Below are 14,052 nucleotides of genomic sequence, written 5' to 3'. Positions count from 1 at the left end.
ATGATTTGGCGCGTTCCGCATCGTTAAGGGCACAGGCTTCTCCAGCAGGGGAAATTCATTTGTCCTCACCCATCATCAAGGTCGACGCCATTTCGAAGAGCTTCGGCTCGTTCAAGGTGCTGGACGGCCTGTCGATGCAGGTCATGCCCGGCGAGAAGCTGGCGCTGATCGGCCCGTCCGGCTCGGGCAAGACGACGATCCTGCGCATCCTGATGACGCTGGAGAAGATCGACGGCGGCCATATCCAGATCGATGGCGAGCAGCTCTACCACATGGAGCGCAACGGCCAGCTGCTGCCCGCCGACGAGCGGCATTTGACCAAGATGCGGCAGAAGATCGGCATGGTCTTCCAGCTGTTCAATCTGTTTCCGCACAAATGCGTCATGGATAACGTCACGCTGGCGCCGATGCTGACCAAGGGCACGCCTCGCGCCGCCGCTGAAAAGCGGGCCATGGAACTGCTCGACATGGTCGGCATGGCCGACAAGGCGAAGTCGATGCCGGCGCAATTGTCCGGTGGCCAGAAGCAGCGCGTGGCGATTGCCCGCGCGCTGGCGCTGTCGCCCAAGATCATGCTGTTCGACGAAGTGACCTCGGCGCTCGATCCGGAGCTGGTCGAGGAGGTGATGAACGTCATGCGCAAGCTCGCGGCCGAGACCGACATGACCATGCTGCTGGTCACCCACGAGATGGGCTTTGCCCATGACTTCGCCGACCGCGTGCTGTTTTTCGACCGCGGCAAGATCGTCGAAGAGGGCAAACCCGACGAGATTTTCCGCCATCCCAAGCAGGAGCGCACGCAAGGCTTCCTGAAGAAGATCATCGCGGCCGGACATCGTGTCTGACCGCTTTGCGGGGCGGAAGACCGCCCCAGACAAAACCAAGAAGACAACAAGGAGTTGGGAACAATGAAGAAACTTGGCATTCTGGCCGGCGTCGCCGGTCTCGCACTGACGGCGGTGCTCGCCGCGTCGAGCACCGGTTCGGCCGATGACAGCAAGCTCGAGCAATTGAAGGCGCAGGGCTTTGCCCGCGTCGCGATCGCCAACGAGCCGCCCTATACGGCGGTCGCCGCCGACGGCAAAGTTTCGGGTGCGGCGCCCGACGTGGCGCGCGAGGTCTTCAAGCGTCTCGGTGTTGCCGACATCGTCGCTTCGATCTCCGAATATGGCGCGATGATCCCCGGCCTGCAGGCCGGCCGCTTCGACGTCGTCACCGCCGGCCTGTTCATGAAGCCGGAGCGTTGCGCGGCGGTCGTCTATTCCGAGCCGGTGCTGTGCGACGCCGAGGCGATGCTGGTGAAGAAGGGCAATCCGAAGGGCTTCAAGAGCTACGAGGACGTCGCCAAGGACACGTCAGCCACCATCGGCGCGCCCGGTGGCGGCACCGAGGAGAAGCTGGCGCTCAACGCCGGCGTGCCGCGCGAGCGCGTCATCGTCGTGCCGGACGGCCAGAGCGGCCTGAAGATGCTGCAGGACGGTCGCATCGATGCCTATTCGCTTCCCGTCCTGTCAATCAACGACCTCGTCAAGAAAGCCAACGATCCGAACCTCGAAGTCATCGCCCCGGTGGTCGGCGCGCCGGTCTATTGCGACGGCGCCGCCTTCAAGAAAGGCGATGAGGCCCTGCGCGACGCCTTCGATGTCGAGCTCGCCAAGCTGAAGAAATCCGGCGAGTTTGCCAAGATCATCGAGCCCTACGGCTTCTCGGCCGCAGCCGCGATGTCGACCACGCGGGACAAGCTCTGCGCGGCGAAATAGCGCCGTTTTTGCCTTCTCCCTGTTCACGGGGAGAAGGTGGCCCGAAGGGCCGGATGAGGGGCGGCGCCAGGTTCTGAGAATTTAGCGCTGCCCCTCATCTGCCTGCCCGTCCTCCGCAGCAGCTGCGCTGCAGCTTCGGAGGGTGGACTGGCATCTTCTCTCCGTGAACGGGGAGAAGGAAGCTAACCGCCAACGTTGGAACCCGAATGACCCAGTGGTCCGGCTACCTCGGCCTGATATTGCAGGGAGCGCTTGTCACCATCGAGCTGACGCTGATGGGGTCGGTGCTCGCCCTGATCATGGCCTTCCTCGCCGGCATGGGCCGCGTGTCGCGCTTCTTTGCGCTGCGCTGGCTGGCCACCGCCTATATAGAATTCTTCCGCGGCACCTCGATCTTCGTGCAGCTGTTCTTTGCCTATTTCGTGTTGCCGTTGATCGGCCTCGAACTGACCCCGCTGCAGGCGGGTGTGCTGGCGCTGGGCCTCAATGTCGGCGCCTATGCGGCCGAGGTGGTACGCGGCGCCATCCAGTCGGTCGGCCGCGAACAATATGAAGCCTGCATCGCGCTCAACCTCGGCCGCTGGCAAGGCATGCGCCATGTCATCCTGCCGCAGGCGCTGCTGGTCATGCTGCCGACCTTCGGCAACAATGCCATCGAACTGCTCAAGGCGACCTCCGTGGTGTCGCTGATCTCGCTCGCCGATCTCACCTTTCAGGCGCAGGTCGTGCGCTCGCAGACCGGTAACACGATGGCGCCGTTCACCACCATCCTGATCATCTATTTCGCCCTGGCGCTGATCATCTCCTGGGGCGTGCGTTCTCTGGAACGCCGCATGGCGCGCGGCCTCGACGGGGTGCGCGTCTGATGGCCAATGCCCTTCTGATAAATTGGGCCTGCTGATGGATTGGGACTGGAACTTCGTCTGGGAGATCCTGCCGACGCTGATCCAGGGCGTGAAGATCACCATCCTGGCAACGCTGCTCGGCTCCGTGCTGGCCGCTGTCGTGGGTCTGGGCATCGCGCTGGCGCGACGCTCGCCCAACAAGGTCCTGTCACGCAGCATCGGCTGGGCGGCCGAATTCATCCGCGGCACGCCACTTCTGGTGCAACTTTATTTCATCTTCTATGTCCTGCCGGATTTCGGCATCCTTTTGCCGCCCTTGGTCGCCGGCGTCATCGGGCTCGGCCTGCACTACGGCACCTACACGGCGGAAGTTTATCGCGCCGGCATCGACAACGTGCCGCGCGGCCAGTGGGAGGCGGCCAAGGCCTGCAATCTGAGCGCCACGCAGACCTGGACCAACATCATCATTCCGCAAGCGATCCCACCGATGATCCCGGCTTTGGCCAACTATTTCATCGCCATGTTCAAGGAGACGCCGCTGCTATCGGCGATCACCGTGCTGGAGCTGATGAACCAGGCCAAGAGCGTCGCCAACACCTACTACCGCTACATTGAGCCGATCACGCTGGTCGGCGCTTTCTTCCTCGTCATCAGCCTCTTCTCGGTCGTGCTGCTGCGCTGGCTGGAACATCGCTACGGCAAGATCGAAAGGTAATTCTCAAGATGAAACCGCTGCCCGAAATCAGGCTGATGCCGACAAGGCCGGCGCTCGATGCGCGCCCGCTGGAAAAGCGCGTCGGCCTGATCATCCTTGCCACCGACCACACCAGCGAACCGGATTTCCGCCGCATGGTGGCGAGCGAGCGGGTCGGCGTCTATGTCGCGCGCATTCCCTACAAGAATCCGACGACGCCGGAAAACCTTCGCAAGATGCAGCCCGAGCTGGCGGCGGGTGCGGCGTTGATCCTGCCCGACGAAAACCTCGACGCGATCTGCTACTCCTGCACCTCGGCCTCGGTAGTGATTGGCGACGCTGAAATCGAGGCCGCGATCCAGTCTGCCAAATCAGGGGTTCCCGTGGTCACGCCGCCGATGGCCGGCGTGCGCGGGCTGCAGGCGCTGGGCGCGAAAAAGATCAGCATCCTCACCCCTTACACCGTCGAAACCTCCAGGCCGATGGCGACGTATTTCGGCGAGCGCGACTTTGAGATCGTCAGCTTCACCTGCCTCGGCTTCGAGGACGATCGCGAGATGGCGCGCATTGCGCCGGCAGCGATCGTCGACCTGGCTCGTGAGGCGACGCATGCGCAGGCCGATGCACTGTTCGTGTCCTGCACCGCATTGCGCGGAGCGCTCGCGGTTGCCGGCATTGAACAGGCGATCGACCGCCCGGTCGTCACCAGCAATCAGGCGAGCGCCTGGAATTGTTTGCGGTTGTGTGGCGACGGGACGTCGCATCCCGAATTTGGCCGTCTGATGACGCTGCCTTTGCCGCGCGGTTGACGATCATGACGACAGTCACCCTTAACGATATTCGTGCCGCCCGGGAGCGAATTGCCGGCAAAATCGAACGCACGCCGACAGGGTTATCTCACAGCCTTTCCGAACGACTGGGCATCCCCGTCCACCTCAAGCTTGAACACCGCCAGACCACCGGCAGCTTCAAGCTGCGCGGCGCCTCGAATGCCGTTGCTTCGCTGAGCGCCGAGGAGAAGGCGCGCGGCGTGGTCGCGGCGTCGACCGGCAATCATGGCCGTGCGCTGGCCCATGCCGCGAAGCTCGAAGGCGTGCGTGCGGTGATCTGCATGTCGCGACTGGTGCCGGGCAACAAGCTCGACGAAATCCGTCGGCTTGGCGCGGATGTCCGCATCATCGGCAACAGTCAGGACGAGGCGCAGCAGGAGGTCGAACGGCTGGTGGCGCAGGAGGGACTGGTGATGCTGCCGCCCTTCGACCACCCGGCCATCATCGCTGGGCAGGGCACGCTTGGATTGGAGATGATCGAGCAGGTCCCGGATGCCGCTCTCGTCCTCGTCCAGCTTTCCGGTGGCGGCTTGGCCTCGGGCATCGCCGCAGCTATCAAAGGCACTAGCCACAGGACAAAAGTGATCGGCGTTTCGATGGAACGTGGCGCTGCGATGAAGGCCAGCCTCGACGCCGGCCGGCCGGTCGAGGTTGAAGAACTGCCGACACTGGCGGATTCGCTCGGCGGCGGCATCGGTCTCGACAACCGGCTGACCTTCGCCATGTGCCGCGATCTGCTCGACGACGTCATCCTGCTCACCGAGGACGAGATCGCCGGCGGCATCCGACATGCCTATGAACAAGAGCGCGAGATCGTCGAAGGCGCCGGTGCGGTCGGCATCGCTGCGCTACTCGCCGGCAAGGTCAGGGCGACCGGGCCGGTGGTCGTTCTTCTCTCGGGCCGCAATATCGACATGAACACGCATCGCAAGATCGTCTGCGGTGACGCAATCGCGGAGCGCGCGGCATGAAAACTCTCCCACGCCGAATTCCCGCCCACCCCCCTCTGTCCTGCCGGACATCTCCCCCGCAAGGGGGGAGATCGGCAGCTTCGATGCGGTCGCTGTTCTTGCTGCGCTGGAGATTGGCGAAGGCAGGAGTGCAGTCCAATCTCCCCCCTTGCGGGGGAGATGGCCGGCAGGCCAGAGGGGGGTGTGACGGAACACTATCCTTCGCAGTGCGCGCCTTCGCGGAGCGCGTCGCATGAGCCGGATGACGATCCTCACCGAGAAGGAACTGCGCACAATTGTGACGCTCGATCTCGACGCGGTCGCCTGCGTCGAAAACGCTTTCCGCGCGCTCGCCACATTGCCGGTGGCGATGCCGCTGATTCTGCGGTTGGACATTCACGAGCAGCGCGGCGAGGTGGATGTGAAGTCCGCCTATGTGCCAGGAATAGACGGTTTCGCCGTCAAGATAAGCTCGGGCTTCTTCGACAATCCGAAGCTCGGTCTGCCCAGCGGGGGCGGCATGATGGTGTTGCTCTCGGCAAGAACCGGTGTGGTCGAGGCGCTGCTGCTCGACAATGGCTATCTCACAGATGTCCGCACCGCTGCTGCCGGCGCCGTCGCGGCGAAACATCTGTCGCGGCCCGATTCGTCCGTCGCCGCAATCTTCGGCGCCGGCGTGCAAGCCGGGCTGCAACTCGAAGCGCTCATGTTGGTGCGGCCGATCGCCGAGGCACGTATCTGGGCGCGCGATGCGGTCAAGGCGGAGACGGCCGCAGGCGCGCTGCGCGAAAAACTAGCTATTCTCGTGCGCGCCGAGCCGGATGCAGCCAAAGCAACCATCGGCGCCGACATCATCGTCACCACCACGCCGTCGACCGAGCCGCTGATCAAGGCCGGCTTTGTCGTTGCCGGCCAGCACATCACCGCCATGGGCTCCGACGCCGAGCACAAGAACGAGATCGCGCCGGCGATCCTGCGCATGGCCGATCTCTATGTCGCCGACAGCGCCAAGCAGACACGGCGTCTGGGAGAACTGCATCACGCCATCGCATCGGGCGTGATGGGAGCCGATGCCGAGGTCACCGAACTCGGCCAGATCATCGCCGGCGAACGGCACGGAAGGCGCTCACCCAGCGATATCACCATCGCCGACCTCACCGGCACCGGCGTGCAGGATACGGCGATCGCCACGCTCGCTCGCGACCGGGCGCGGGCGGCCAATGCCGGAACCATTTTTGAAAGCTGATGCTGGCCGCAAGGCCCAACAAACGAGGACCAAGAACAATGCAACCGAACCTGAAATTCTCGCGCGCCGAATTTGCGGATCGCCTCGCCAAGACGCGGAAAGCCATGGAGGGGAAAGGCGTCGATCTGCTTGTCACCAGCGACCCCTCCAACATGGCCTGGCTGACCGGCTACGATGGCTGGTCGTTCTATGTGCACCAAGCAGTGATTGTGCCCCCATCGGGCGAGCCGGTCTGGTACGGCCGCGGCCAGGATGCCAATGGCGCCAAGCGCACCGCCTACCTCGCGCATGACAACATCGTCGGCTATGCCGACCACTACGTGCAGTCGACCGAGCGCCACCCGATGGATTTTTTGGCCAGCGTGCTTAGTGATCGCGGCTGGGGCAAGCTGACCATCGGCGTCGAGATGGACAATTACTGGTTCTCGGCTGCCGCCTTCGCCGCGTTGCAGAAGCACCTGCCCAACGCCCGCTTCGTCGACGCGACAGCGCTGGTCAACTGGCAGCGCGCCGTGAAGAGTTCAACCGAGATCGACTATATGCGCAAGGCGGCTCGGATCGTCGAAGCCATGCACCAGCGCATCGTCGACAAGATCGAAGTAGGCATGCGCAAATGCGATCTGGTCGCCGAGATCTACGATGCCGGCACGCGCGGTGTCGATGGCGTCGGCGGCGACTATCCGGCGATCGTGCCGCTGCTGCCGTCGGGCGCCGACGCCTCGGCGCCGCATCTCACCTGGAACGACCAGCCGATGAAGTCGGGCGAGGGCACCTTCTTCGAGATCGCCGGCTGCTACAACCGCTACCATTGCCCGCTGTCGCGCACCGTCTTTCTCGGCAAGCCGACACAGGAATTCCTCGATGCCGAGAAGGCGACACTGGAAGGCATGGAGGCGGGGCTGGCGGCGGCAAAGCCCGGCAATGCCTGTGAGGACATCGCCAACGCCTTTTTCGCCGTGTTGAAGAAATATGGCATCGTCAAGGACAACCGCACCGGCTATTCCATCGGTCTCTCCTATCCGCCGGATTGGGGCGAACGCACCATGAGCCTGCGCCCCGGCGACCGCACCGAACTCAAGCCTGGCATGACCTTCCATTTCATGACCGGTCTCTGGCTGGAGACCATGGGACTGGAAATCACCGAATCCATCCTGATCACCGAAACCGGTGTAGAGTGCCTCGCCAATGTACCGCGCAAACTGGTGCTGAAGAATTGAGCCCGATGCCTAGCCTCCGCCCTTCCCCGATCGCCCCGACCGTCGATTTCGACAAGGACGGCGTGCAACATGGTTTCCTGCGCCTGCCCTACAGCCGCGACGACTCGGCCTGGGGTTCGGTGACGATCCCGATCTGCGTCATCCGCAACGGCAAGGGGCCGGCCGCGCTGCTCACCGGTGGCAACCATGGCGACGAGTATGAGGGGCCGCTGGCGCTCTACGATCTCGCCCGCACGCTCGATCCCAAACAGGTCAGCGGCACGGTGATCATCGTGCCGGCGATGAACTATCCGGCCTTCCGCGCCGGCACCCGGACGTCGCCGATCGACAAGGGCAACATGAACCGCAGCTTTCCCGGCCGTCCCGACGGCACGGTGACCGAGAAGATCGCCGACTACTTTCAACGCGAACTGCTGCCGCGGGCCGACCTCGTCTTCGATTTCCACTCCGGCGGCAGGACGCTGGATTTCGTGCCCTTCTGTGCCGCCCACACGGTGCCCGACAAGGCGCTGGAGCAGAAAGCCTTCGACGCGGTCGCCGCATTCGCGGCTCCATTCTCGATGCGCATGATCGAGATTGACTCCGTCGGCATGTATGACACGGCGGCCGAGGAAATGGGCAAGGTCTTCGTCAGCACCGAGCTTGGCGGGGGCGGCACCTCGCGTGCCCAGACCGTGCGGATCGCGCGGCGCGGCATCAGCAATGTGCTGCGCCATGCCGGCATTGTTGATGGTGCGGTCGAGAAGGGCAGAACTCAGTGGCTCGACATGCCGTCAGGCGATTGTTTCTCCTTCGCCGAGGACGACGGCATGATCGAGACCATGGTCGATCTCGGCGAGCCTGTGAAAGAAGGCTCGGTGCTGGCGCGCATCCATTCCACCGGCCGCACTGGCATCGCCCCGCAGGAGATCAAGGCAAAAATGTCCGGCATGCTGGCTGCGCGGCATTTCCCCGGCCTGGTCAAAGCCGGTGACTGCGCGGCCGTCCTGGCCGTTTTGGTTTCATCGTGATTTCGCAGAGAACGCCGCGCGAATATCAGTCGGTCTGGATCCAGACCGACTTGGTCTCCAGATACTCGTGCAGATGCTCGATGCCGCCCTCGCGGCCATAGCCGGACATCTTCATGCCGCCGAACGGCACCGCCGGGTCGATGGCATGGTACATGTTGACCCAGACAGAGCCGGTCTTGACGCGGCGCGCAAGCTTGTGGGCGGTGCCCAGATGCGTGGTGAAGATGCCGGCGGCCAGGCCATAGGGCGTCGCATTGGCGCGCGCCACCGCTTCGTCGAGCGTGTCGAAGGGCATCGCCGAAATCACCGGGCCGAAAATCTCCTCGCGCGCGATGGTCATCTGGTCCGACACGGCGCCGAAGACCGTCGGCGCAATGAAGTTGCCGCCATCGTAGAGCTCGCCGGTCAGCCGCGAGCCACCGGCGACCAGTTCGGCGCCTTCGTCGCTGCCGGCCCTGATATAGCCCTCCACCTTGGCTGCCTGCCTGGCATTGATGAGCGGTCCGATTTCCGTCTCGGCCTCGATGCCATGGCCGATCCGCAGTCTGCCGGCGAAATCGGCGAGCCGGCGGACGAACTCGTCATGGATTTCGCGCGCCACGAACAGCCGCGAGCCGGCAATGCAGATCTGGCCCGAATGCACGAACACCGCCATCGCCGCGATCGGAACAGCCTTGTCGATGTCGGCGTCGCGGCAGACGATGATCGGCGACTTGCCGCCGAGCTCCAGTGAAACGCGTTTGAGGTTGGCCACGGCTGCCCGCGCGATGGCCTGGCCGGTCAGCGTCGATCCGGTGAAAACGATCTTGTTGACGTCTGGATGTTCGGCGAGCCGCGCACCGGCTTCGGCCCCGGTGCCGGTGACGACGTTGACGACGCCGTCGGGCACGCCGGCTTCCTGCATCAGTTGCGCGATCAGCAGCGGCGTCAGCGACGCATCCTCGGACGGTTTCAGCACGATGGTGCAGCCTGTCGCCAGCGCCGGCGCGATCTTCCAGATCGAGGCGGCGGTCGGCGCATTCCAGGGAATGATCGCACCAACGACGCCCACCGGCTCGCGCCGGGTGAAGGTGACGATCTCGCCGGGAATCGAATTGTCGATCGCCTCGCCATGCAGCGCCGTCGCCATGCCAGCATAGAAGCGCAGCATGCCGATGACGCGGCGCCGGTTGGCGAGCGTGCGCGTGATCGGCAGCCCCATGTCGAGCGTGTCGGAAACGCTGAGCTCTTCCCAATGCGTCTCGAAGAGATCGGCGATCCTGAGCAGCACGCACTGCCGCTCGTAGGGCGAGAATTTGGACCATGGGCCTTCGAAGGCCGCGCGCGCGGCGGCCACCGCCGAGTCGATATCGGCAGCCCCGCCGCGCGGCACTGTCGCCAGCACCTCGCCTGTTGCCGGATTGAGTGCCTGCATGCCCTGGCCGGACTGCGCCGCGACCCACTTGCCGCCAATGAACATCGGTCGGAATTCGCCATGGTACAACGCCGTGGCCTTCGCCTTCGGGTCGAAGTTCAGCGTCATCTCTTCCTCCTCGCAATTCCTTGGCGACTATTACTCCCGCCGCCGACCTCAAACAAGGAAAGCTAAAGGGCGCTCAGATAACCAGGTTGTGCGGGTGACTTCCGATCACGCAAGCCGCTAGAGGGTGATCCAGAAAGTGGGAAACGGTTTTCGGAAAAGATCATGCTTCGACAAACGGCATCTAGAAAAATCATCCGGCATCTAGAAAAATCGTCGCGAGTTGTCGGAGCGCGTCGCTGAAAGCTCAACGAGGCAAGCCGATCATTGCCCACGGCGACCGCGATGCCGGCATTGCAGACGAGAGCGCAATCAGGCAGTCGCCAGCCGCCACCCAGCGCTCACCCGTGGCCGGATCGATCGTGGCCGTTCCAGCCGGCTTCACCGTGACAGAGGTTTCGCGCGCCGCTTCGCTGCAATCGCTGTTGGATGACTGCACGCGGAAGCAAGATCGGTCGAGCGGCCTCGCGACTTGCAAACATTGACAGATTGAGCCGCAACCGACGGTGCCTGGCATCGATCGAGCACGCCGGTCCGTCACTCCGGAAGGCCGGCCTTTCGGAAGCCATCGACGAAATGGTCGAGCGTGGCCGTGTCGCGGAACGGCTCCGTCTCGACCCAGTGGCGGGTGGTGAAATGTGGGTTCGCGACAAGGAACAGGTCGACCTCGGCGCGCGCCTCATCGATCCGGCCGAGTTGCGCAAGGCTTGCCGCAAGGAAACGGCGCGAGCTTGTCCGATACGTCTCGTCCCGGCGCGTCGTCTCGACCGCGGCTTCATAGTCGCGCGCCGCATATTGCGCCTGGCCGAGCGTCAGGTAGTACCAGCTTGCCGGAAACGGGTTCAGCCGGAACGCCTTGCTGATATAGTCGAGGCCGTCCTCGACGCGCCCGGCCAGGACCGCGATGTCGGACAATGTCGCCCAGGCATCGGCCTCGTTCGGGTCGAGTTCGAACGCCTTGGCAAATCCCACATCCGCCTCGTCGAATCTGCGCTCATAGGCAAGCAGGTTGGCAAGCACCCAGTGGCAGCCGGCATCGTTGGGATCGATCGCCACAGCCTTGCGCGCCAGCTCCAGGGCAAGGCCTCGGGCGGGCTCAATGGGCTCTCCCCAATGCACCCATCCCATCCAGTGGTTCATGGCAAGCCAGCGATAGGCTTCGGCATAGTCCGGATCGAGCGCAAGCGCGCGCGTCAGCAACAGATGCGCTTCGCGCGCCGTCTCCGGCGAGACGTCGATCAGGTTGCGGGCCCGCACGCACAGATCGTAGGCCTCGAGATTTCGGGGCCGATTGCGCGGCAGCGGCGCGCGCAGCCGGCCAAGCAGCGCCTCGACGATCTTGGCCGTCACCTCGTCCTGAACGGCAAAGATATCTTCCAGGCCGCGATCGAAGCGGTCTGCCCATAAATGCTCGCCGCTCAGCGCGTCGACCAGCTGGGCGTTGATGCGCACGCGCCCGGCGGCGCGTCTGGCGCTGCCCTCCAAGAGATAGCGCACGCCAAGTTCTCTGGCGACCTCGCGCACATCCACCGCCTTGCCCTTGTAGGCAAAGGTCGAGTTGCGCGCGATGACGAACAGGCCGCCGATCCTCGACAGGTCGGTGATCAGGTCTTCGGTCAACCCGTCGGCGAAGGCTTCCTGCTCGGGGTCGTTGCTGAAATTGGCAAAGGGCAGCACGGCTATCGACGGTTTGGCGGGCAGCGGCAAAGCCTGTCGCTTCTCGTCGCCGAGCTGTTCGATGGCGCCGGCGAAGCGATAGCCGACGCGCGGAACGGTCGATATCCATTCTCCGCCGTTCGTGGCCGGACCCAGCAGCTTGCGCAATTGCGCAATCTGGACGGTGAGGTTGCCTTCCTCAACGGCGGTGCCTGGCCATGCCGCATCCATCAACTCGGCCTTGGCCACGATCTCGCCGGGCCGGGCGACGAGCGCCGCCAGCAGCTGCAGTCCGCGGTGGCCGGCGGCGACGGGAACTTGGTCCCGAAGGAGCGTTCCCGCACCCGGATCAAGCACGAACGGACCAAAGGCAAAGCGCGATCCCTGCATAACGCGCATCTATAGAGCAATTCCAGGAAAGGTGTGAAGGCGGTTTTCCCACGGGAAAGCGCGGCGGAGCGCTTCACGGACGTATGGCGTCAAAACAAAGAGTTGAGCACCTCGCGTTTCCATGAAACGGCGAGGTGCTCTAGCCGGTTTGGAACTTTTGAGAACTATTTGGCCGGGCTTAATTACGGCGCCGTCCGCATGCGGCAGAATTCAACCTCTTTCAAGCAGAGGGCTGTCGCCCCTCAAACCGAATGGAGGTTGCCATGAACGATACCCTTGCTTCTGCTCGTGCAGCCTTGCCGGAAAAGGCGGTGTCATCGGGCCGGCGTCCGACAGGCCCGCGGGGCATGATCGCGGCCTGGCGCGAGCGGATACGCTTTCGCTGGGACCTCAAGCAGATGGCGGAGGCCAATCCGCACCTGATCGACGATATCGGTCTGACCAGACGCCAGGTCGAGGCCGAAATCGTCAAACGCTTCTGGCAAGTGTGAGCTGATGTCGCGGATAAGACCCGCCCGCCTGTTTGGGCGTACCGCGGCGTTTTGCCGGCATTTGCACTTGCCGGAACGTGCCGATCCTGCTTCGAAGTCGGCATGAGCGCCGAAGACGCGACGTCACCGCCGGAGAACCACATCGCATGGGCCGCGATGGCCGGCATCATCGCGACAGTTACGGTGTTCGCCATAGCACAGGGGCTGACGTATCCGCTGCTCAGCTTCATCCTGGAACGGCAAGGGACGACACCGGGCCTTATCGGCCTCTCGGCCGCGATGACGCCTCTGGGTTTCATTATATCGTCGCTCTTCACGCCGGCGCTGGTCCGGCGGGTGGGCGCGGCGCGCTTTGCGGTTGTGTGTTCGATCCTGGCAGCAACCGTCCTGATCGCGATTGCCTGGACGCAGGATGTATGGGCCTGGATGCCGTTGCGCTTCCTGCTCGGCTTCTTTGCCAATCCGCTTTACGTGATCAGTGAAACCTGGCTGGTCTCGATCACACCCGCCGCACGCCGAGGCCGCATCATGGGCCTTTATTCGTCGATCGTTTCGGCCGGCTTCGGCCTCGGCCCGCTGTCGCTAGGCTTGGTCGGCACGCAAGGATGGCCACCCTTCATCGTCGGCAGCACGGCTTTCCTGGTCTGCGGCCTGATCGTGCTTGCCGTCGCGCCACGCCTGCCCGACATGCCGCGTGAGGGCGAAGCGGTGTCGGTCGGCGGCTTCTTCGCGCTGGCGCCGCTGCTCTTGTTCGCAGTCTTCACGGCTGCCGCCTTCGAGCAAGTCCTGCTTTCGCTGTTCGCGGTCTATGGTGCCGCGCTCGGCAGCACTGAGCAGCGCATCGCTTCGCTCATCACCTGTTTTATCGCCGGCAATGCCGTGCTGCAGGTCGTGCTTGGGCGCGCCGCCGAACGGTTTGGCTCGAAGCCGATGATGCTGTTCTGTGTCATGGCTTGCCTGGCCGGTTGCCTGCTGTTGCCATTGCTCTTCGCTACATGGCTTATCTGGCCGCTCTTCTTCGTCTGGGGCGGTGTCTCGTTCGGGATCTACACGCTGTCACTGATCCAGCTCGGCGAGCGTTTCACCGGTCAAGCCTTGATCGCCGGCAATGCCGCCTTTGCGTTCGTATGGGGCGTAGGCGGCATCGTCGGCTCCCCGGTGGCCGGGCTGGCGATGCAACTGACCGGACATCAGGGACTGCCATCGTCGCTTGGCCTGCTGTGCTGCGTGCTGGTGGTGTTTCTGCTGGCGGAACTACGGCGGGTTGACCGCGTTCAGGCGTGAGGCGTGCCTGCCATTGCTGCCTTCGGGCCGGTGCTGCCCTTGTCGACAGAGCGAGAAAGGCCGAACCCGCCTCGTCGCCGTCCTGGGTTTCTCGAAGCGTCCGATCCGCCTCGATGAACGCCACGGCCGCCAGGCGGGTGTCGGGGTCTGCAGCATTACG

General features: G+C 63.9%; 13 protein-coding genes. 11 read left to right on the top strand and 2 right to left on the bottom strand.

Features of this window, described 5'->3' with window-relative positions; all coding sequences use genetic code 11:
* Positions 1-59: 59 nt before the first annotated feature.
* The 9 genes from ehuA (at position 60) to doeB (ending at position 8,552) form a co-directional block, all read left to right on the top strand.
* The gene (ehuA, locus tag X728_RS164685; RefSeq protein ID WP_023682675.1) at positions 60-845 is read left to right on the top strand and encodes an ectoine/hydroxyectoine ABC transporter ATP-binding protein EhuA; all 786 of its coding nucleotides are present in this window, start codon (positions 60-62) and stop codon (positions 843-845) included.
* Positions 846-908: 63 nt separating this feature from the next.
* Positions 909-1,760, top strand: coding sequence for an ectoine/hydroxyectoine ABC transporter substrate-binding protein EhuB (gene ehuB, locus X728_RS164690; RefSeq protein ID WP_023682674.1), 852 nt, complete (start codon positions 909-911; stop codon positions 1,758-1,760).
* Between the two features lie 206 nt (positions 1,761-1,966).
* Complete coding sequence (ehuC, locus tag X728_RS164695; RefSeq protein WP_023830386.1) at positions 1,967-2,626, top strand: ectoine/hydroxyectoine ABC transporter permease subunit EhuC; 660 nt, start codon at positions 1,967-1,969, stop codon at positions 2,624-2,626.
* Positions 2,627-2,660: 34 nt separating this feature from the next.
* Entirely contained in the window at positions 2,661-3,320 is a 660-nt protein-coding gene (gene ehuD / locus X728_RS164700) for an ectoine/hydroxyectoine ABC transporter permease subunit EhuD (protein ID WP_023692236.1), read from the top strand.
* Positions 3,321-3,328: 8 nt separating this feature from the next.
* Positions 3,329-4,108 (top strand): ectoine utilization protein EutA, encoded by a 780-nt coding sequence (gene eutA / locus X728_RS164705; protein WP_023830385.1) that lies wholly within the window; start codon positions 3,329-3,331, stop codon positions 4,106-4,108.
* Positions 4,109-4,113: 5 nt separating this feature from the next.
* A complete protein-coding gene (eutB, locus tag X728_RS164710) occupies positions 4,114-5,100 on the top strand; it encodes a hydroxyectoine utilization dehydratase EutB (protein ID WP_023830384.1) in 987 nt (328 codons plus the stop codon).
* Positions 5,101-5,332: 232 nt separating this feature from the next.
* On the top strand, positions 5,333-6,325 hold the full coding sequence (locus X728_RS164715) for a cyclodeaminase (RefSeq protein ID WP_023830383.1): 993 nt from the start codon (positions 5,333-5,335) through the stop codon (positions 6,323-6,325).
* A gap of 38 nt (positions 6,326-6,363) precedes the next feature.
* The gene (gene doeA / locus X728_RS164720; protein WP_023830382.1) at positions 6,364-7,542 is read left to right on the top strand and encodes an ectoine hydrolase DoeA; all 1,179 of its coding nucleotides are present in this window, start codon (positions 6,364-6,366) and stop codon (positions 7,540-7,542) included.
* A 5-nt stretch (positions 7,543-7,547) separates the two neighbouring features.
* Positions 7,548-8,552 (top strand): N(2)-acetyl-L-2,4-diaminobutanoate deacetylase DoeB, encoded by a 1,005-nt coding sequence (gene doeB / locus X728_RS164725; protein WP_023830381.1) that lies wholly within the window; start codon positions 7,548-7,550, stop codon positions 8,550-8,552.
* 25 nt (positions 8,553-8,577) lie between these two features.
* On the opposite strand, the gene X728_RS164730 is transcribed toward doeB, so the two are convergent.
* Together X728_RS164730 and X728_RS164735 are read right to left on the bottom strand one after the other, a co-directional pair.
* Positions 8,578-10,074 (bottom strand): aldehyde dehydrogenase family protein, encoded by a 1,497-nt coding sequence (locus X728_RS164730; RefSeq protein ID WP_023830380.1) that lies wholly within the window; start codon positions 10,072-10,074, stop codon positions 8,578-8,580.
* Between the two features lie 534 nt (positions 10,075-10,608).
* Complete coding sequence (locus tag X728_RS164735; protein ID WP_031194617.1) at positions 10,609-12,126, bottom strand: winged helix-turn-helix domain-containing protein; 1,518 nt, start codon at positions 12,124-12,126, stop codon at positions 10,609-10,611.
* 254 nt (positions 12,127-12,380) lie between these two features.
* Between X728_RS164735 and X728_RS164740 the strand changes: the two genes are divergently transcribed.
* Complete coding sequence (locus X728_RS164740; RefSeq protein ID WP_023692229.1) at positions 12,381-12,608, top strand: hypothetical protein; 228 nt, start codon at positions 12,381-12,383, stop codon at positions 12,606-12,608.
* Positions 12,609-12,710: 102 nt separating this feature from the next.
* Positions 12,711-13,892, top strand: coding sequence for an MFS transporter (locus tag X728_RS164745; protein WP_023830379.1), 1,182 nt, complete (start codon positions 12,711-12,713; stop codon positions 13,890-13,892).
* The last annotated feature ends 160 nt before the right edge of the window (positions 13,893-14,052 follow it).

The organism is Mesorhizobium sp. L103C119B0 (assembly GCF_000502235.1).
Lineage (GTDB): Bacteria > Pseudomonadota > Alphaproteobacteria > Rhizobiales > Rhizobiaceae > Mesorhizobium.
This window is presented reverse-complemented; position numbering and strand designations above follow the sequence as displayed.